Raw genomic sequence first — 18936 nt, forward strand, 5'->3', positions numbered from 1 at the left:
ACTGCCATGGCATCAGGTTCAGCATCCGGTCCCGGCGCCATCCGGGTCCGGCCCGGGTCGATCGAGCTCAACGCCGACCGCACCGATGACGAGCGCCTCGACCTCGTGATCCTCAACACCGGCGACCGGCCGGTGCAGATCGGCTCGCACATCCATCTGCCCGACGTGAACGCCGCGCTCGAGTTCGATCGCGAAGCGGCCGCTGGCTTCCGATTGGACATCCCGTCCGGCACATCCGAGAGGTTCGAGCCCGGCGTCTCCAAACGCGTCGCGGCAGTCTCCCTGCGCGGGAATCGACGTGTGGCCGGCATCCAGATCCGATCGACGGAGGACGACTGATGGTGCGCATCGATCGGGAGCGGTACGCCCGCATCTACGGGCCGACCACGGGAGACCAGATCCGCCTCGGCGACACCGACCTGTGGATCGAGCTCGAGCACGATCTCACGGTCGGCGGCGAGGAAGCGGTGTTCGGCGGCGGCAAGTCGATCCGCGAATCGATGGCACAGAGCACGGTCTCCCGCGCCGACGGCGCGCTCGACACGGTGATCACCAACGCCGTGATCCTCGACTGGTGGGGCATCGTCCGCGCCGACGTCGGCATCCGCGACGGTCGCATCGTGGGTATCGGGCGCGCGGGCAACCCCGACATCGCCGACGGGGTCGACCCGCGACTCGTCATCGGCCCCTCGACCGACGTGATCTCCGGGGAGGGGAAGATCCTCACCGCCGGCGCCATCGACTCCCACGTGCACCTGCTCTCCCCGTCGCAGATCCACGAGGCGCTCGCGACCGGCATCACGACGATCGTCGGCGGCGGCACCGGCCCATCCGAGGGCTCGAAGGCGACGACGGTGACCCCCGGCGCATGGCACCTCGAGCAGATGCACCGGTCGCTCGACCGGCTGCCGGTGAACGTGCTGCTGCTCGGCAAGGGCAACACGGTGTCCGAGGCGGCCTTCGAAGAGCAGGCTCTGGCCGGCGCGGCCGGCTACAAGGTCCACGAGGACTGGGGCTCCACGCCCGCGGCGATCGACGCCAGTCTCCGTGCCGCCGAGGAGTGGGGGCTGCAGGTCGCCCTCCACAGCGACTCGCTCAACGAGGCCGGGTTCGTCGAGTCGAGCATCGCGGCGATGGCGGAACGCAGCATCCACGCCTTCCATGTCGAGGGTGCCGGCGGCGGTCACGCGCCCGACATCCTGTCGATCGCGAGCCTGCCGTACGTGATCCCCGGGTCGACGAACCCGACCCTGCCGCACACCGTCAACACCGTCGCCGAGCATCTCGACATGCTGATGGTCTGCCACCACCTCAACCCCGGCGTGCCCGAGGACCTCGCCTTCGCGGAGTCCCGCATCCGTGCCACCACGATCGCCGCGGAAGACATCCTGCATGACATGGGCGCGATCTCGATCACGTCCTCCGACGCTCAGGCCATGGGGCGTATCGGCGAGGTGGTCACACGGACCTGGCAGGTCGCGCATGTCATGAAGGCCCGCCGCGGATCGCTCGGGGGGAGCCTTCCCGCCGACAATGAGCGTGCACGCCGTTACGTGGCCAAGTACACCGTCAACCCTGCGATCGCTCACGGCATCGACGACGAGGTCGGCTCGGTGGAGGTCGGGAAGCTCGCCGATCTCGTGCTGTGGGATCCGCGGTTCTTCGGCTTCCGTCCGAGCGTCGTCATCAAGGGCGGCGGACTGGTCTGGGGTGCGCTCGGCGACCCCAACGCGTCGATCCCGACACCGCAGCCGGTGCTGATGCGCCCCTCGTTCGCCGACGCGATCGGCGCTTCCCTGTCGGTCTCGTTCGTCGCGCCCGCGGCGCTGGAGGCCGGACTCGAAGAACGGCTCGGTCTCACCCGCCGGCTGCTGCCGCTGCGTTCGACGCGCGACGTCGGCAAGGCCGACATGCGCAACAACGACGCTCTCCCCCGGATCGACATCCGGCCCGACACGTTCGACATCTCGATCGACGGCGAGCGCGTCGAGCCCGCGCCCGCCGCACGCCTTCCCCTGGCCCAGCTCTACCAGCTGTTCTGATGCCTCCCCTCGCCTCCTCCACCGCCGCCTTGCTGCTGGCCGACGCGCGGCTGCCTTCGGGCGGTCACGCGCACTCTGCCGGAGTGGAGCCGGCGGTGACGGCGGGGGTGGATGCTGCGCACCTCGGTGCGCTCCTGCGCGGCAGGACCGCGACCACCACGCTCGTCGAGGCGGGCACCGCCGTGGCTGCGCGGCACGCCCGCATCACGGGTGGCGATCTCGATGCCGTCGAGGCCGCGTGGGCCGCCCGCACGCCGAGCCGGGCCCAGCGGGATGCCGCGCGTCTGCTCGCGCGAGGGTACCTGCGCGTGGGCGGCACACTGCTCCCGGGCGACGAGGCCATCGCCGCCTGGCGGGAGCGCCCGGTGCCGCCGCCGCGCCCGTGCGTGCTCGGCGTCATCGCCGCCGGACTCGACGTGCCACCGCTGGAGCTGGCGCGGCTCGTCGTCTACGAAGACATGCAGGCGGCTGCCGCAGCCGTCCTCAAGCTCGAGCCGCGCGACCCGCTCGAGCTCGTCTCGCTCGTGGTGGAGCTGTGCAGCGGGGTCGACGACCGCCTCGGCACGATCGCCGCGATCACCGATCCCGCCGGCATCCCCGCGCTCACCGCACCACAATCCGAAGCGTGGGCCGAGGCCCACGCACGATCCACCAGGAGGCTCTTCCGTGCCTGAATCCCCCGCATCCCGCGCTCTGCGCCTCGGCGTCGCCGGTCCCGTCGGCACCGGCAAGTCATCGCTCATCGCGACGATCTGCCGCGCCCTCGCCGACGAGATCCGCATCGGCGTCATCACGAACGACATCTACACCGATGAGGATGCCCGCTTCCTCCGCTCCGCCGGTGTGCTCGAGCCCGAGCGCATCATCGCCGTCGAGACCGGTGCGTGCCCGCACACAGCCATCCGGGATGACGTCACTGCGAATCTCCTCGCCGCCGAGGACCTCGAGCGCGCGTTCGCGCCACTGGACATGGTGGTGATCGAGTCCGGCGGCGACAACCTCACCGCCACGTTCTCGCCGGCCCTCGTCGACGCGCAGATCTTCGTGCTCGACGTCGCCGGCGGCGGCGACGTCGCCCGCAAGGGCGGACCCGGCATCGGCCGCGCGGACCTGCTGGTCGTCAACAAGACCGATCTCGCGCCCTATGTCGGGGTGGACGTCCCGCAGATGGTCGCCGACGCCACCGCCGCGCGCGACGAGCGGCCCGTCCTCGCCCTCTCACGCACCGACGCACCCTCGGTCGCCGCGCTGCGCGCGTGGGTGCTCTCGGTGCTGGCCGCGCACCGCGCCGGCTCGCACATCCCGCAGGACCCCGGGCCGATGGCACCGCACTTCCACGCCGACGAGGAAGGCAACGGCTTCCTCCACACGCACGAGGACGGCGAGGCGCCCCACGGGCATGCGGCGGACGAGTCCGCGCACAGCCACGCCGACCACGTGCACCCGTGAAGCCATGAACCCCACGGTCGTCGACATGTCCCCGCGCGGAGAGGATGTGTCGTGCGCGCTGGCGGGCGAACTCATCGTGCCGCGCCTGGTGCGTCGGCACGGGAGGTCCGCCGAGGTGGCGCTGGTGGCCGGGCGCGCGATGCTGCTTCCCGGCGACGACGTCCGCATCCGGATCGTCGTCGGCGCGGGCTGCGCGCTCACCCTCGTCGACATCGGCGGCCTCGTCGTCTACGGGCGCCCTGGAGAGGCCGGCGACGCGTCGCAGTGGCACGCGCGCGTCGATCTCCAGCCCGGCGCGCACCTCACCTGGGAGGGTCTTCCGACGGTGATCACGGATGCCGGCTCCCTCACGCGGTCGCTGACCATCACGCTGGCCGCCGGTTCGTCGGCGGTCCTGCGCGAGACCCTGGTCCTCGGGCGCACCGGGGAGCGCGGCGGCCGGCTCACGGCGGACATGGATGTCTCGGACGCGATCGGCCCGCTCGTGCGGGAAACCCTCGAGGTGCGTGGCGACTCCCCCGTCCCCGGGATTCTCGGTCCGAATCGGGTCATGGACAGCGTCATCGCCGTGGGTGACCAGGCGTCCGTCGCCGACGTCGCGGGTGCGACCCGCCTCGAACTCGAGCGAGGAGGAACGGTGGTGCGCTACCTCGGCGACGCCGCGCATGAGAGTCCCCTCGGGGGCCTCCTCATCGGCGCAGCGCGGCTCGCGCGGGAACCCGCACGTGTCGCATGACGACGAGGGAGAAGACGGCGCGCCCTCGGCCCCAGGACCGGCGCCCATCGGATCGGGAAGGAAGGGAGCAGCCATGAATCGCATGACACCGGCAGCGCGCCGCGTGCTGATCGTCGCCGGCGCGCTGTTGATCGTCAGTTGGGCGCTGTTCGCGACCGTGGTGCTGCCCGGCGACTATCAAGCCGGCACGTCCACGTTCGGGCCCGGTCTCGCCGTCACGGCCTTCGTGCTCGGCATGCGTCATGCCTTCGATGCCGACCACATCGCCGCCATCGACAACACGAGCCGCAAGCTGGTGGCCGACGGCAAGGACCCGTCGAGTGTCGGCCTGTGGTTCGCGCTGGGACATTCGACGGTGGTGCTGGTGGCGGTCGGCCTCGTGACCGCCGGAGTCGGAGCCCTGACCTCCCAGATCGGGGCGGAGGATTCTCCACTGGCGGTCTTCACGGGGGTGTGGGGACCCACAGTGTCGAGCATCTTCCTGCTCGCCATGGCGACGGCGAACCTGGTCATCCTCGTACGACTTCTCCGTCACGCGCGCGCAGGCGCTTCGGTCCAGGACGCCCCCGCGGCTGGTGGCCCCATCTCGCTGATCATCGCGCGCACCGCGGCCACGCTGAATGCCCCGTGGAAGATGTTCGTCGTCGGCCTGCTGTTCGGGCTGGGATTCGACACCGCTTCCACGATCACGCTGCTCCTGATCGCCGGCGGGGCGGGCATCGTCATGCCGTGGTACGCGGCCATGGTTCTGCCGCTGCTGTTCACCGCGGGGATGGTGACGTGCGACGGCATGAACAGCATCGTCACGGCGAGGCTCTATCGATGGTCGGCGGATCGTCCCGAGCGGCGGAGCCGCTATAACGCCACCCTCATCCTGCTCTCGGTCACGGTCGCCTTCATCGTCGGGACCGTCGGCCTGTGCGGGGTGCTCGTCGACTCCGCGAGAGTCCGGTGGGCACCCGTGGAGGCCATCGCGGCGACGAATCTCGATTCCTTCGGGTTGATCATCGTCGCCGCGCTTCTCGTCGCGTGGCTCACCAGCTGGGTATTCGCGCGCACCGCGCGCGGCTGCAGCATGACCTCGCAGCGGCTACACCGCCACCGCGAGGTGGGCACCGGCCGGTGGCCGGTGCGGGATGGGGATCGGTTTCGTTCTGTTCGGCATGCGAGCGACCACATCCTCTAGCACGGAGTGGACCGAGTGATACCAGCGGTCGAGGGCAAGGCCGCGCACCCACGTCACCTCGTACTCGTCGAGGTCTGCCTGCCAGATGTGGGCGATCACTCGGCGGGGATCGCTCTCGTCGTACGTGAGGTCGTGAACGACCCACTCCAGATCGTTGACCTGCTTGGCCTCGAATCGAGGATGAGGGCCGAGATCCATGGTGACTCCATTCCGTTCGCGCGTGGTGCCGGCCCGGATGTTGCGGCCGGCACCACGCGTCGGCACAGCCGTTGGTCGCGCGGGCGCTCTGGGGCCGAGCCGAATCTTCAGACGCAGGGGCTGGTCTGCGCAGGAGGGGAACGAACCCGGGTGCGAAGAACACTTCTCTGACCGGCTCGGATGAATCGGAGCGATCTCGCCGCGGGAGGGACGATGACCGCTTGCGATGGCAGCTCGGCCGGTGACGTCGCCGTTCGCGCCGGAAACGACCGCCGGATGATGCGGAAGAACTCCTCATCGACCCATCGCTGGTCGGCGCAGAGCGAATCTGCCGGTTCGTGTGCCTGCGGCGCTTCGGCGCGGGCTGCCACCAGCATCATCGAGAATCACCTCTTATCCACTTCACCCGAGAACTGAAGCCGTCACTCAAGACGGAGATAATCTGCGATCTGTGTTGTAGATTTTTTGTAACTCAAGTGGAAGCACGCCGCAACGCCTTTTAAGGAAACTCTCAGGATGCCGGACCGCAACTCCTCGACTCCGCTCTATGGCATCGCCGTGGCGGCCGATCTGCTGGGGATACCGGAGGCCAGCCTGCGGCTCTTCGAGAGCAAGGGGCTGCTGACGCCGTCGAGGACGCAAGGCGGAACACGTCGCTACAGCGACGACGATCTCGTGCGCCTTCGGCGAATCGCGGAACTGCGCGAGCAGGGCGTCAACCTGGAGGGCGTGCTTCGAGTACTCGAACTCCAGGACGAGAACCAGGCGCTGCGGGACGAACTCGCAGGCTGAGGCCTCTGCGATCGCGAAAGCGCAGAACGGGGGACGCCCTAGAGGCGTCTCACGTAGATCGCAGTTCCTGCCTCCTCATCCTCGACGTCGAGGCGATATTCCTCGCCACGGAACCACGCCGCGGTCGGGATCGATCCGTCGGACTCCCGGTCGCGGACTTCGACGCCGACGGCGACCCGGCGCTGCCCGCCGGTGGCCACTTCGTCGAATCGGGCCTCGAACGTGTCCGGAGGTGCCATGAGGCGAGCGTACGCCCACGGCGCGGAGCATTCGGGACAACATGAAGAGCAGTGATGGCCGAGGTCCCGGGTTGCACGCGCGGTCGGTTGCTGAGAGAGCGCACATCTGGGCTCCGTAGCGTCGCAGGATGAGCAGCGGTTCCGAACAGTCCAACGACCAAACTCCGGACGAGAGGCGCGTCGCTCGCGACAAGCGGTGGGCAGCCGCGCAGGCGGATGACTGGCATTCGCCCAGGCCGAGGTCGCAGACGCAGCAGCGATCCGACGCGACCGCGCGTCCACGATCGCTGAAACCTTCCGACATCCAGTCCCGCGCGCCCGGTGTTCCTGCGGAAGAGGCGTCCGAGTCTGAATCTGAGTAGGTATCCGTCATCGTCGAAGGTCGGTCGTCGCGGGATCTGCGGGGACGACGACGGGAGTTCGGGGCCATGTCCAGGCGGAGCGCAGGATGAAGGCCAGGAGCAGCACCTCGATTCCGATGGAGAGGCCGTAGAAGAAGGTCCATTCCCAGGTCGCTCCGGCGGCATTGAATATCGAGTAAGGGATGTAGAGCGCGGCGACGCCGAGGTTCGTGGCGCGGTTCACCTTGGCGGGCATCATCAGGGAGAGCATCACCATGACGGCAGGGAGCGCCACCGACGCGAGCATCACGGTCAGAAGGGTCGGGCTGACCTCGAACCTCCAGACGAGACCACCCAGGATGCTGTCGACGACACCGGGCTTGTAGAAGTTGAGGATGTCGACGTAGACGTAGAGGAACATGAAGCTGGTCCATGCGGCCGCGAGCTTGGCCTGCACGGGGATCCGCGGGTTGTCGAGCTGGTTCGGAGTTTTCGTTCGGATGGTCATCGGTCTTCTTTCGAGAGGAGCCGTTCATCCGCCGGAGTGGCGGCAGGTTCGGCGGGTGCATGCGCATCGGATATCTCGAGCACGGAGGGCGGGCCGTGAGCGACAACCGTCGCTCGTACACCGTACGTCGTACGCTGTACTATGACCGTACGCCGTACGATTGTCAAGCCGTCCGAGCCAGCGAGGAGACTCCGTGCCTGCAAGAAAGCAACGCCAGGTCGCCTCCGACCTGGGATTGAACAGGCAGCGGGTCGTGGTCGAGGCGATCCGCCTCGCCGATTCCGAGGGCATCGACGGGCTGAGCATGCGCAGGCTGGCCGACGCGCTCGGCGCGGGCGCAATGTCGCTCTACCACTACGTGGCAGGTAAGGAGGAGTTGCTCGACGCGATGATCGACGTCGTGTTCGGAGAGATCGAGCTCCCGCCCGACGGAGGCGACTGGCGGTCGGCGATACGACGGCGGGCGGTGTCTGCCCGACAGGTTCTCGCACGCCACCCGTGGGCGAACGGTCTGATGGAGTCGCGGACATCGCCCGGGCCCGCGAACCTCCGCCACCACGAAGCGGTCACCGCCTGCCTCCGGAAGGCTGGGTTCTCGCCCTTGATGGCGACGCACGCCAACTGGTTGCTCGACAGCTATGTCTACGGTTTCTCCCTGCAGGCAGCCAGCCTGCCGTTCGACACCGCGGATGAGCTCGCAGACGTGATCGAGGATGCCTATCTGCCCCAGCTCCCTCCCGACGAGTTCCCCTACCTCCGCGAGTCAGCCACGGCGCTCGTGGCAGCCGGCTTCGACCCGGCGGACGAGTTCACCTTCGGCCTGGACCTCGTCCTCGCCGCTCTCGAGACCCTGAGAGTCTCCGCGTAGCCGAGCTCGCGGACCGTTGCGTGGCGGTGTGATGGTCGGCTCGAGCAGGCCGTGGTGGCGGGCCCATCGCTCAACGCTCAAATCGACGGCGCTTGCCAGTGATCAGGGTCGGCCGGACACACCGCAGTCCATCGGTCGAATCCTCCGGCGAGGACGCGCACATCCCGGTGCCCGGCGTCTGAGAGGAGCGTCGCGGCGGCGTGCGCGCGCGGTCCGGCTTTGCAATAGACGATGATCGGGAGTTCGGACGGCAGGTCGAAGCGCCCCGGTCCGTCGCCGCGCAGCCGAGAGAGCGGCACGGAACGGGAGCCCGAGATACGGGCTCGAGCGTGTTCGTCAGCCTCGCGGACGTCGAGCAGCTCGAACGTCGCCTGGCCCGACGAGCGCTCGAACAGTGACGTGCGCAGCTCCTCGACCGTGATGATGTCGGGTGCGCCGCTGGCCGGGATGCTAACGCCGCAGAGATCTCCCTGACTCCGGACCTCCGTGATCGGCGGTCGGTCGGAGTCGGGCAGGATCCGCAACTCGCGCCAGGTGCCATCGGCGAGGTCGAAGACGGTGAGTCGCCCGAGCAGAGGTCTTCCCGTGCCGGTGATGAGCTTGATCGCCTCTGCGGCCATCACCGAGCCGGCGACTCCGCAGAGGACTCCCAGCACGCCGGCCTCGCCGCACGACGGGGCCGTTCCGGGCGGAGGGGCGTCGGGGTAGAGGTCGCGGTAGGTGGGCCCGCAGGTGCTCCAGAAGACGCTGACCTGGGCACCGAACCGGAGGATCGAGCCCCACACGCACGGCTTCCCGGTCACCGCGGCAGCGTCGGACACGAGATAGCGAGTGGCGAAGTTGTCGGCGCCGTCGATGACGAGGTCGTACGCCTCGAACAGCGTGACGGCGTTCTCGCTCGTCAGGCGAACCGGATGGGTGCGGACGTCCACCAGGGGGTTGATCGCGGCGATGGCATCGCGCGCCGAATCGACCTTGAGGCGGCCGACATCGCCGACACCGTGGACGATCTGGCGCTGCAGGTTGCTGGCTTCCACGCGGTCGTCGTCGACGATCCCCAGCGTGCCGACACCGGCGGCGGCGAGGTAGAGGAGGACCGGGGATCCGAGTCCACCGGCGCCGATGACCAGCACGCGCGCGTTCTTCAGCCGCCGCTGGCCGATCCCGCCGATCTCGGGAAGGAGGATATGCCGGGAGTACCGGTCGAGTTCCGCGAACTCGAGCGTGGGCGCCGGGGCGACGAGCGGTGGCGGGGCCACCGGAGGCAAGGTGGTGGTCAAAGATCCGCTCGTCCTTCCATGGCGGAGGAGGGCTGGGCGGCGGTGCGGCGGGGGATGCGGCCCGACCGGTGGGCGAGCCGCCCGGCGATCACGGCGTGCCGGAAGGCCGTCGCCATGCCGACGGGGTCCTGTGCGCGGGTGACCGCGGTCGCCAGCAGCACGGCGTCGCAGCCGAGCTCCATCGCGAGCGCGGCGTCGGATGCGGTGCCGATGCCGGCGTCGAGCACGATCGGAACGCCGGCCCGTTCGATGATGAGGGCGATGTTGTGAGGGTTGAGGATGCCGAGCCCTGTCCCGATCGGCGCGCCCAGCGGCATCACGGCGGCGGCGCCCAGTTCTTCCAGGCGCAGGGCGAGTGCCGGGTCGTCGTTGGTGTACGCGAAGACGACGAATCCCCGTCCGACGAGCTGCTCGGTGGCGGCGGCGAGTTCGGCGCCATCGGGGAGGAGGGTGTCCTCGTCCGCGATCACCTCGAGTTTGATCCAGTTGGTGGACAGCGCCTCGCGCGCCAGTTCGGCGGTGAGCACCGCCTCCCTCGCGGTGAGGCATCCTGCCGTGTTCGGAAGCAGCCCGATGCCCTGGTCGTTCAGGAGCTGGAAGAGGGAGCCTGTGGTCGACGGGTCATGCCGACGCATCGAGACGGTGGTGAGTTCGGTGCCGGACGCCCGCAGGGCATCGCCGAGCAAGGCATGGCTCGGGGCTCCGCCGGTGCCCATGATCAGTCGCGAGCCGAGGTCGACGCCGTCGATATGCAGGGTGTCGGTGGGCACGTCAGCCTCCCTGCGTGGCGCTGACGATCTCGACCGCATCGCCGTCGGCGAGCTGCTCACGTGCCCAGCCCGCGCGAGGGACGATGACCGAGTTGACCGCGACGGCTATGCCGAGGGTGCTGCCGTCCGGGATGGTGCCATCGGTGGCGACGCGAACGCCCAGGATCCCTTGCACCAGGTCGGCGACCGACTGAGCAGCGGAAGCGTGATGGGGTTCGCCGTTGACGGTGATCGTGGTCATCGGTGGGTCCTTTCTGCCGTGAGATCGGCGTGAGCGGTGGTGAATCGATCGGGGCGGAACGCGCTCCATCGGGGATCGGGGCGGCCGTCGATGAGCCCGAGGGCGATGTCCGCCGCGAGCGGGGCGAGAACGACCCCGTGCCGGAAGAAGCCGGTCGCGACAACCAGCCCACGGACGGCGGCGCCGTCGCGTCCCCGAACGCGGCCCAGCAGGGGCGCGTTGTCGGGCGTGCCCGGTCGCGCCCTGGCCGTCGCTTCGATGAGCGGAAACTCCCCCATCGCTGGGACGACCTGCTGCGCGTCACGGAGAAGCCGATGCACGCCCCCTGCGGACACAGCATCCAATCCGTCCTCGCGCTGCGTCGCGCCGATGACGAGCGTGCCGTCGGACCGGGGCACCAGGTAGACGCTCTCCCCGTGAACCAGGGCACGCACCGTGCTCCGCAGAAGGTGGCGGAACCGCTCGGGCACCCGCAGCCGGAGGATGTCGCCGTACACGGGCCGAAGCGGCAGATCGAGCCGCCCCGGAAGCCCCCCGATGGCCCGCGCACCGACACCATTCGCGAGCACCACCTCCGCCCCGCCGATCGTCGTCCCGTCCGCCAGCCGGACGCCGACGACATCGGAGTCGTCGTCTGCCCGGTCGCGATGCAGGAGCGCGACCGCCTGCACGCGGACGATCCCCACCTGCCGTCCCTGGCGCGCCGCACGCACGAGCTCGTCGAGGAGCCGGGCGGCGAGCTTGCGCGGGTCGATCTGATGGTCGCCCGCAACACGGTAGACACTGGTCACCCGGGGCCCGAGCAACGGCTCGCTGATGCGAGCATCGCGGGTCGTCAGCGGCTCGACGGCCAGCCGAGCACGACGATGCGCGGCGTGGAGATCGGCCAGCGCCTGCCGGTCCCCCTGATCGACGCCTACCAGCAGCGTCTCGTTCCGGAGGTACCCCACCGCCTCGTCCACGGGCTCCAGTTCGCGCACGAACCCGGGATGCAGTGCTGCGGACTCCAGCATCGCGGGCAGGAGCGCATCCTCCTGGTAGTGGTACTCGCTGACCGGAGCGAGCATGCCCGCCGCAGCGAAGGTGGCTCCCTGAGCCGGAGCCGGGTCGACGAGCTGCACCGAGCGCCCGCTCTGCGCGGCGCGCCACGCGATGCTCAGCCCGATGATCCCGCCTCCGACGACGATCACATCGGCGGTCGGTCGGTGAGCCATGCGCGGTGCCTACTGCTGCCGCAGCGCCGGCGCGGGCAGGTAGATCCTCCCGCCGGAATCCCTGAACTCCGCGGCCTTCTCCACCATCCCGGCGGTACGCGCGGACTCGGCGACGATCCCGAACTGATCGCGGATGTCCTGCGAGATGCGCATCGAGCAGAACTTCGGCCCGCACATCGAGCAGAAGTGCGCGGTCTTCGCCGGCTCGGCAGGCAGGGTCTCGTCGTGGAACTCCTCGGCCGTTTCAGGGTCGAGCGAGAGCGCGAACTGGTCCCGCCACCGGAACTCGAACCGCGCCTTCGACAGCGCGTCGTCCCGAGCCTGCGCGCCCGGGTGCCCCTTCGCGAGGTCGGCTGCGTGGGCGGCGATCTTGTAGGTGATCACGCCGGTCTTCACGTCGTCGCGGTTCGGCAGCCCGAGGTGCTCCTTCGGGGTGACGTAGCAGAGCATCGCCGTCCCGTAGCGGGCGATCTCGGTGGCTCCGATCGCAGAGGTGATGTGGTCGTAGCCGGGCGCGATGTCCGTCACGAGCGGCCCGAGCGTGTAGAACGGCGCGCCGTCGCACAGCTCCTGCTGGCGCTCGACGTTCTCGCGCACCAGATGGAACGGCACGTGGCCCGGGCCCTCGACCATCACCTGGACGTCGTACTCCCACGCCCGCCTGGTCAGCTCGGCGAGGGTGTCGAGTTCCGCGAACTGCGCGGCGTCGTTGGCGTCGGCGATCGATCCCGGGCGGAGTCCGTCACCGAGCGAGAACGCGACGTCGTACTGGGCGAAGATCTCGCAGAGCTCGTCGAAGTGGGTGTACAGGAAGTTCTCCTGGTGATGCGCCAGGCACCAGCCGGCCATGATCGAGCCGCCGCGCGAGACGATGCCGGTGACCCGCCCGGCGGTGAGCGGAACGTACCGCAGCAGCACGCCGGCGTGGACGGTCATGTAGTCCACGCCTTGCTCGCACTGCTCGATGACCGTGTCGCGATACACCTCCCAGGTGAGCGCCGACGCGTCGCCGTCCACCTTCTCCAGCGCCTGATAGATGGGCACGGTGCCGATCGGCACCGGCGAGTTGCGCACGATCCACTCGCGAGTGGTGTGGATGTCATCCCCGGTCGACAGGTCCATCACGGTGTCGGCGCCCCAGGTCGTCGCCCACTGCAGCTTGGACACCTCGTCGGCGATCGAACTCGTCACCGCGGAGTTGCCGATGTTGGCGTTGATCTTCACCAGGAACGCCTTGCCGATGATCATCGGCTCGGATTCGGGGTGGTTCACGTTGTTCGGGATGATCGCCCGCCCGGCCGCGACCTCGGACCGCACCAGCTCCACGTCGCAGTTCTCGCGCAGTGCGACGAACCGCATCTCCGGGGTGATCACGCGGTTGCGGGCGTAGTGCATCTGCGTGACCCTGCGCCCCGCCTTCGCCCGGCGCGGACGGCGCTTCTCGCTTTTCCATTCGACGGATGCTGCGCCCCGGCGCACTGCGGAACGGCCGTCGTCGTGAAGAACGCGGTCGCGGCCGGAGTACTCGTCGGTGTCGTCGCGAGCGATGATCCACTCCTCGCGCAGAGGCTCGAGACCCCGCACCGGGTCGCTGCCAGGCCCTTGAGTGCGGTACACGGTCACGGGTGCGTTGGGCGAGCCGTCCGGAGACGGGTCCAGCGGGATCCGGTCGACGGGCACTCGGATGTCGAGTTCGGTGTCGTGCAGATACGCGAGAACGCGCGATGAACGGACGGACTCCATGGAGGCGACTCCTACTTCCTTCGCCGGCATTACCCGGACAGGTTCGAACGGTCGCAGGCCGCGTCAGCCCGATCTCAGCCCTTGCGAGGGCACCCGTGTGGATAGCGCAACGGTACCGCAACCGACCGGGCCGAGCGGCGTCGATGTCGGATCCCGCCGGTCAGCCGCCGGTCAGCCGCCGGTCAGCCGCCGAGGCGACGGGACTGCAGTCCCTCCACCAGGAGTTCGACTCCGAACGCGAAATCGGCCTCCGGGGCGTCGTCCTGTCGGAGGGGCGGAGACGGGTCGCCGTGAACGCCCAACTGGCGGTACTGCTGTCTTTGCTGCTCATGCTGGACCTGACCGAGCACGAAGTGGAGCAGGGCGGATGTCGCTCGCCGGACCGACTCGTCGTCGAATCCGCCGGCGCCGATCGCGGCCGCCAGGCGGTCGTGCGCTGCCCGGGATCCCAGCCCGAGCGCGAAGGTGCTCGCGACGAGCTCAGCACCGTCGCGGTGCGCCAGCAGCGCTCGGCGCAGCGCGCACGCTTCGGCGCGAACCCGGGACACCCAATCCCGCTCAGCCGATCCGGAGTCGACCTCGGTGACGATCCGGTCGGAGAGTTCCGCCAGCAGGCTCTGCTTGTTCGGGAAATGCCAGTAGAGGGCGCTGGGCTGCACCTCCAGCGCGGCCGCGAGCCGGCGCATCGTCAGGTCGGGGAGGCCGTACTCGTCGAGGATCCGCATCGCGGCGTGCGCCACTTCGTCACGGGTGTGACCCCGATTTGCTCTCGCCGTCCCCATCAGCCCACTATATTGAACACCGTTCTAGTGAACACCGTTCAGGTGGTACTCCTCCCCGGCAGAAGGGACCTCGTCCGATGGCCACGCCCCCCGCTTCCTCACTCGACCGACCGGCACGCGCAAGCGCGCTGGACGCGACTGCTCTCGCTCGAGTCGCGGTGTTCGCCGCCATCATCGCGGTCCTGGGATTGCCCGGAGGATTCACGATCCTGGGTTCGGTCCCGATCACGGCCCAGACTCTCGGCGTGATGCTCGCGGGCGCCGTCCTCGGCCCGTGGCTCGGTGCGCTCTCGGTCTCGGTGCTGCTCGGCCTCGTCGCGGTGGGCATGCCACTGTTGGCAGGCGGGCGTGGCGGGATCGGGGTGTTCTTCGGACCATCCGCCGGCTACCTGCTCGGGTGGATCGCCGGCGCGGTCGTGATCGGACTCATCGTGCACGCCGGCGGCCGCAAGCCCACCACCGCCCGCACTCTGCTCGGGATCGTGGTCGGCGGCATCCTCGTCGTCTACGCCTTCGGGATCCCGGTGCAGAGCCTCGTGACGCGACTGCCGCTCGGAGAGACGGCGCTGACCAGCCTGGTGTTCGTGCCCGGCGACCTCGTGAAGGCCGTGCTCGCCACGGCGATCGTGGTCACGCTGGTGCGGGCGTACCCACGGGCGTTCCGCCGGACGTGGACGACGAAGCCCGCTGCCGTGGGCGACAGCGATCCCGCCACCGTGTCGTGATCATCCCGCTGGGCGGCGAGGTCGCCGGTCTCCTCGAGCGTGTGCGCGAGGTACGCGATGCGGGCGACGTCCCGCTCGTGGGCGATCCCCGCTGGCCACGCGCCCAGTGGGAGGCGGTGCTCGGCGCGGCAGCAGAGGCCGGCTCGCCCGAGGGCATCGCCTGGGCCTCGCTCACGTCGGGGAGCAGCGGCAGTGCGCGCCTCGTTCTGCGCACCGCATCCTCGTGGAGCGACTCGTTCCCTGCGATCTCGGAACTGCTGGGCGCAGATCCGGGCGAGGCGGTGGCACTGACCGTGCCGCCCGCCTCCTCGCTGACGCTCTTCTCGATCGCGCACGCGCTGTCGGGCGGCCCGCGTCCGGTGCTCGGCGCCGGCGACAGCGCGGACGTCACGTGCATGCACGGCACTCCGCAGGCACTGCGGGCAATGCTCGACGCAGGCGCGCCACCGCGGCTGCGGACCGCGCTCGTGGGCGGTTCGCACCTCGACACCGCGCTCTGGGAGCGGGCGCGGGCCGCCGGCATCCGTGTCGTGTCCTACTACGGGGCGGCCGAGCTCTCGTTCGTCGCCATCGACCACGGCGACGGGCTGCGTGCGTTTCCCGGCGTGGAGGTGAGGATCCGCGACAGCGAGCTGTGGGTGCGGTCGCCGTTCGTGGCGTCCGGGTACGCGGGAGCGCCCGGTCCGCTGCGCCGCGACGGCGATTGGGCGACGGTCGGCGACCGCGCCGAGCTCATCGACGGACGGCTGCGTCTCCTCGGACGCGCGGACGATGCCATCCTGAGCGCATCCGCGACGATCGTGCCCGAGGAGGTCGAAGAGGTCCTGCGCACGATCCCGGGTGTCCGCGATGCGATCGTGTTCGGTCTTCCTCGCGAACGGGTCGGGGCGCTGGTCGCGGCGTTCGTCGAGCTCGACGGAGCCGGCCCCGACGCCGCCCTGCGCGAGATCGTCGCGACGCACCTGGCACCGGCGCATCGCCCGCGCCGGTGGTTCGCCGGCGAGCTGCCGCGCACCGCGTCGGGCAAACCGGCGCGCGCCGAAGCCGTGCGCCGAGTGTTCGATGGGGAGGTGTCGCGCCTTGTCGTCTGACCGCGATCCCGTGATCATCGCCGCCCGGCGGACGCCCATCGCCACGCGTGGCCGGGCGCTCGCTGGACGGAGCGTCGGCGACCTCGGCGGGGCAGTGATCCGGGCGGCACTGGCGGATGCCCGGGCAGTCACCGGTTCGCCTGCCGGGGTGGCCGACGTCCTGCTCGGCAACTGCATGGGCCCGGGTGGCAACCCCGGGCGGAACGCCGCACTAGCCGCGGGGCTCGGTCCCGAGGTTCCCGGTGGCACCGTCGACCGGCAGTGCGGCAGCGGGCTCGCCGCCGTGCTCGATGCGGTGGCCGCGGTCCGCGCGGGCGACGAGCGGGTGCGGGTGGCCGGGGGCGTCGAGAGCCCCTCCACCGCACCGGTGCGCATCGCGGCGGGCGTCCCGTACGACCGCGCCCCCTTCGCCCCGCCGGGCTTCCCCGACCCCGACATGACACGGGCGGCCGAGGATCTCGCGATGCACGACGGCATCCCCCGGAGCAGACAGGACGCGCATGCGGCGCGCAGTCACGCGCGGGCGCGGGCCGCGCTCGCCGCCGGTCGCTTCGACGCCGAGCTCGTGTCGCTCGCGGGACTCCGCCACGACGACGCGATCGGCGGCGCCGAGGCGCTGCTGCCGCGACTGCCCGCCCTCTTCCCCGGCGGAACCGTCACGGCAGGCACCTCGACGCGAATCGGCGACGGTGCTGCCGTCGTCGTCGTCGCTCCCGCCGGCACCGCGCCGGGTCTCGCCGTACGCACCGCCGCGGTGGTCGGCTGCGACCCCGCGCTTCCCGGCATCGGCGCGGCACCCGGCATCCACTCCGCGTTGCGCGCAGCGGGCGCGACCGTCGCCGACGTCGAGGCATTCGAGATCGTGGAGGCCTTCGCCGCGCAGAGCATCGCCGTGCTCGACCGAATCGGCGTCGACGAGGACGACCCGCGGGTGTGCGCGGACGGCGGCGCGCTCGCCCTCGGACATCCGTGGGGCGCGAGCGGGGCGGTGGCGCTGGTGCGGCTGTTCAGCCGGCTCGTGCGCGCGGAGCGGCCGGCGGGCACGCTCGGTGTCGCCGCGGCGTCGGTCGGCGGTGGGCTGGGCATCGCCGCCGTGGTCGAGGTGGTGCGATGACGATCCGGGTGGCCGCCGCCGATCTCCGCCTCGGCGAGACCGACGTCCTGCGCGACGTGACGGTCGACCTCGCCGCGCGCACCGTCGCGGTCATCGGCGAGAACGGCTCGGGCAAGTCGACGTTCGCCCGCCTCATCGGCGGGCTGGTGCGACCCACCAGCGGGACGATCAGCATCCTGGGGCTCGACGCGGTCAGGCACGCGGCGGAGCTTCGACGGCGCACCGCGCTCGTGTTCAGCAACCCCGACGCGCAGATCGTGATGCCCACCGTCGCTGAAGACGTCGCGTTCTCACTCCGGGCCGAACGGATGCCACCCGCCGACGTCCGCGAACGGGTCGCAGCCGCCCTCGCGAGGTTCGGGCTCACGCCGCTCGCCGACCGCTCCGCGCACGACCTGTCGGGCGGACAGAAGCAGCTGCTCGCGCTGTGCGGCGCGTTCGTGCGTCGCCCCGACCTGGTGATCGCCGACGAGCCGACCGCCTACCTCGACGCCCGCAACGCGCGCCGGGTCGCCGACCACCTGCTCGAAGACGCGGGGCACCGGCTTCTCCTGGTGACCCACGACCTCGCCCTCGCGCAGCGCTGCGAGCAGGCGGTGCTCTTCGCCGGGGGGCGAGCAGTGGCGGTGGGTGAGCCCGCGGCTGTCGTGGCCGAGTACGAGACGACTCTGCGATGCTGACGCACTACCGCCCCGGCGACAGCCGGCTGTATCGGATGCCGGCGGGCCCGAAGACGCTCATGCTCCTCATGCTGGTACTCGGCGTGCTCGTCCTGCCGTCCCAGTGGTGGACGGTCGGCGCGGCGGGCGCGATCAGCGTCATCGCCTACGCGGTGGCGGGCCTCCGAGACGGCGCAGGCGGCATGCGGGAGCTGGGACGTCAGCTGTTCGCGATCCGCTGGGTGGTGCTCATCACGGTTGCGGGGCAGCTGCTCTTCCTCGGACCCGAGGCCGCCGTCGCCAACGCCGCCCGGGTGACTGCATCCCTCGTCCTGGCGGCGCTGCTCGTCCTCACCACCCGCGTCAGCGCCCTGCTGGACGCCTTCGAACGCGGCCTGCGCCCGCTGCGACGCATCGGCGTCGACAGCGAGCGGACCGCGCTCCTCCTGACCGTCACACTCGGCACCGTCCCCGTGCTGGCAAGAATCGCCGCCGACGTACGAGACGCCCAACGCGCCCGAGGCGCGCGCGCGAGTCTGCGGACGTTCGTCGTTCCATTCCTCGTCATCTCTCTCAAGCACGCCGATCAACTCGGCGACGCCCTCGCCGCGCGAGGCCTCCGATGACCCGGGACCGCCCGGACGTGCGTGGCCCTGTCGTCGACGCCGAGACGCGCTGCATCCATTACGCGACACCGCTCGACGTCATCGCGATCAAGTTCCCGTGCTGCGACGAGTTCTACCCCTGTCACCTCTGCCACCAGGAAGCGGCCGAACACCCGGCCGAGCAGTGGCCCGCGGAATCACGTGACGAGCAAGCAATCCTCTGCGGCCCGTGCGGACACCTCCTCACCATTGCGGAGTACGCCCACACGAACGCGTGCCCGGCATGTGCGGCACCCTTCAATCCCCGTTGCAAGCTGCACTGGGACCTGTACTTTCACACCCCCTGAACCTTG

General features: G+C 70.2%; 22 protein-coding genes and 1 riboswitch. Of the genes, 14 read left to right on the forward strand and 8 right to left on the reverse strand.

What is annotated here, in order from left to right; genetic code table 11:
* Positions 1-6: 6 nt before the first annotated feature.
* From ureB to MRBLWH7_RS12790, 7 genes are all read left to right on the forward strand, one after another.
* Positions 7-339 (forward strand): urease subunit beta, encoded by a 333-nt coding sequence (gene ureB, locus MRBLWH7_RS12760; RefSeq protein WP_341995020.1) that lies wholly within the window; start codon positions 7-9, stop codon positions 337-339.
* Complete coding sequence (locus MRBLWH7_RS12765; RefSeq protein WP_341995022.1) at positions 339-2042, forward strand: urease subunit alpha; 1704 nt, start codon at positions 339-341, stop codon at positions 2040-2042. The genes ureB and MRBLWH7_RS12765 overlap by 1 nt, the downstream gene beginning before the upstream one ends.
* Positions 2042-2716, forward strand: a complete 675-nt coding sequence (locus MRBLWH7_RS12770; protein ID WP_341995024.1) for an urease accessory UreF family protein — start codon at positions 2042-2044, stop codon at positions 2714-2716. Before MRBLWH7_RS12765 ends, MRBLWH7_RS12770 begins: the two co-directional genes overlap by 1 nt.
* Positions 2709-3491, forward strand: a complete 783-nt coding sequence (ureG, locus tag MRBLWH7_RS12775; RefSeq protein WP_341995026.1) for an urease accessory protein UreG — start codon at positions 2709-2711, stop codon at positions 3489-3491. Before MRBLWH7_RS12770 ends, ureG begins: the two co-directional genes overlap by 8 nt.
* Positions 3492-3495: 4 nt before the next feature.
* On the forward strand, positions 3496-4227 hold the full coding sequence (locus tag MRBLWH7_RS12780; RefSeq protein WP_341995028.1) for an urease accessory protein UreD: 732 nt from the start codon (positions 3496-3498) through the stop codon (positions 4225-4227).
* Between the two features lie 73 nt (positions 4228-4300).
* Complete coding sequence (locus tag MRBLWH7_RS12785) at positions 4301-5413, forward strand: HoxN/HupN/NixA family nickel/cobalt transporter (RefSeq protein ID WP_341995030.1); 1113 nt, start codon at positions 4301-4303, stop codon at positions 5411-5413.
* Positions 5414-6127: 714 nt separating this feature from the next.
* Positions 6128-6403, forward strand: a complete 276-nt coding sequence (locus MRBLWH7_RS12790; RefSeq protein WP_341995032.1) for a MerR family transcriptional regulator — start codon at positions 6128-6130, stop codon at positions 6401-6403.
* Between the two features lie 38 nt (positions 6404-6441).
* On the opposite strand, the gene MRBLWH7_RS12795 is transcribed toward MRBLWH7_RS12790, so the two are convergent.
* Both MRBLWH7_RS12795 and MRBLWH7_RS12800 read right to left on the reverse strand, forming a co-directional pair.
* Positions 6442-6642, reverse strand: a complete 201-nt coding sequence (locus MRBLWH7_RS12795) for a hypothetical protein (protein ID WP_341995034.1) — start codon at positions 6640-6642, stop codon at positions 6442-6444.
* 369 nt (positions 6643-7011) lie between these two features.
* Positions 7012-7491 (reverse strand): hypothetical protein, encoded by a 480-nt coding sequence (locus MRBLWH7_RS12800; RefSeq protein ID WP_341995036.1) that lies wholly within the window; start codon positions 7489-7491, stop codon positions 7012-7014.
* A gap of 193 nt (positions 7492-7684) precedes the next feature.
* On the opposite strand from MRBLWH7_RS12800, the gene MRBLWH7_RS12805 reads away from it, so the two are divergent.
* Positions 7685-8359: a TetR/AcrR family transcriptional regulator gene (locus MRBLWH7_RS12805; RefSeq protein WP_341995038.1), complete on the forward strand. Its 675-nt coding sequence runs from the start codon at positions 7685-7687 to the stop codon at positions 8357-8359.
* A gap of 77 nt (positions 8360-8436) precedes the next feature.
* On the opposite strand, the gene moeB is transcribed toward MRBLWH7_RS12805, so the two are convergent.
* The 6 genes from moeB to MRBLWH7_RS12835 all read right to left on the reverse strand — a co-directional run bounded on the left by moeB (position 8437) and on the right by MRBLWH7_RS12835 (position 14389).
* The gene (gene moeB / locus MRBLWH7_RS12810) at positions 8437-9639 is read right to left on the reverse strand and encodes a molybdopterin-synthase adenylyltransferase MoeB (protein WP_341995039.1); all 1203 of its coding nucleotides are present in this window, start codon (positions 9637-9639) and stop codon (positions 8437-8439) included.
* Positions 9636-10448, reverse strand: coding sequence for a thiazole synthase (locus MRBLWH7_RS12815; RefSeq protein WP_341995041.1), 813 nt, complete (start codon positions 10446-10448; stop codon positions 9636-9638). The genes moeB and MRBLWH7_RS12815 overlap by 4 nt, the downstream gene beginning before the upstream one ends.
* Positions 10411-10650, reverse strand: a complete 240-nt coding sequence (gene thiS, locus MRBLWH7_RS12820) for a sulfur carrier protein ThiS (RefSeq protein WP_341995043.1) — start codon at positions 10648-10650, stop codon at positions 10411-10413. Before thiS ends, MRBLWH7_RS12815 begins: the two co-directional genes overlap by 38 nt.
* Positions 10647-11864 carry a glycine oxidase ThiO gene (gene thiO / locus MRBLWH7_RS12825; RefSeq protein WP_341995045.1) on the reverse strand — a complete coding sequence of 406 codons (1218 nt, stop codon included), beginning with the start codon at positions 11862-11864 and terminating at the stop codon, positions 10647-10649. Before thiO ends, thiS begins: the two co-directional genes overlap by 4 nt.
* A 9-nt stretch (positions 11865-11873) precedes the next feature.
* The gene (gene thiC / locus MRBLWH7_RS12830) at positions 11874-13607 is read right to left on the reverse strand and encodes a phosphomethylpyrimidine synthase ThiC (RefSeq protein WP_341995047.1); all 1734 of its coding nucleotides are present in this window, start codon (positions 13605-13607) and stop codon (positions 11874-11876) included.
* A riboswitch (TPP riboswitch) is annotated at positions 13606-13714 on the reverse strand. Its footprint overlaps the gene before it by 2 nt.
* A 75-nt stretch (positions 13715-13789) precedes the next feature.
* Positions 13790-14389, reverse strand: a complete 600-nt coding sequence (locus MRBLWH7_RS12835; RefSeq protein WP_341995048.1) for a TetR/AcrR family transcriptional regulator C-terminal domain-containing protein — start codon at positions 14387-14389, stop codon at positions 13790-13792.
* A gap of 77 nt (positions 14390-14466) precedes the next feature.
* On the opposite strand from MRBLWH7_RS12835, the gene MRBLWH7_RS12840 reads away from it, so the two are divergent.
* Genes MRBLWH7_RS12840 through MRBLWH7_RS12865 form a run of 6 tightly spaced genes read left to right on the forward strand, consistent with a single transcriptional unit; the run spans position 14467 to position 18930 of the window.
* Positions 14467-15114 carry a biotin transporter BioY gene (locus tag MRBLWH7_RS12840; protein WP_341995049.1) on the forward strand — a complete coding sequence of 216 codons (648 nt, stop codon included), beginning with the start codon at positions 14467-14469 and terminating at the stop codon, positions 15112-15114.
* Positions 15111-16205: a class I adenylate-forming enzyme family protein gene (locus MRBLWH7_RS12845; RefSeq protein ID WP_341995050.1), complete on the forward strand. Its 1095-nt coding sequence runs from the start codon at positions 15111-15113 to the stop codon at positions 16203-16205. The genes MRBLWH7_RS12840 and MRBLWH7_RS12845 overlap by 4 nt, the downstream gene beginning before the upstream one ends.
* Positions 16195-17319, forward strand: a complete 1125-nt coding sequence (locus tag MRBLWH7_RS12850; RefSeq protein ID WP_341995051.1) for a thiolase family protein — start codon at positions 16195-16197, stop codon at positions 17317-17319. The genes MRBLWH7_RS12845 and MRBLWH7_RS12850 overlap by 11 nt, the downstream gene beginning before the upstream one ends.
* Positions 17316-17999, forward strand: coding sequence for an ABC transporter ATP-binding protein (locus MRBLWH7_RS12855; RefSeq protein WP_341995052.1), 684 nt, complete (start codon positions 17316-17318; stop codon positions 17997-17999). Before MRBLWH7_RS12850 ends, MRBLWH7_RS12855 begins: the two co-directional genes overlap by 4 nt.
* Entirely contained in the window at positions 17993-18604 is a 612-nt protein-coding gene (locus tag MRBLWH7_RS12860) for an energy-coupling factor transporter transmembrane component T (RefSeq protein ID WP_341995053.1), read from the forward strand. The genes MRBLWH7_RS12855 and MRBLWH7_RS12860 overlap by 7 nt, the downstream gene beginning before the upstream one ends.
* Positions 18601-18930 carry a CHY zinc finger protein gene (locus MRBLWH7_RS12865; protein WP_341995055.1) on the forward strand — a complete coding sequence of 110 codons (330 nt, stop codon included), beginning with the start codon at positions 18601-18603 and terminating at the stop codon, positions 18928-18930. Before MRBLWH7_RS12860 ends, MRBLWH7_RS12865 begins: the two co-directional genes overlap by 4 nt.
* Positions 18931-18936: the final 6 nt, after the last annotated feature.

It is taken from the genome of Microbacterium sp. LWH7-1.2 (assembly GCF_038397755.1).
GTDB lineage: Bacteria > Actinomycetota > Actinomycetes > Actinomycetales > Microbacteriaceae > Microbacterium.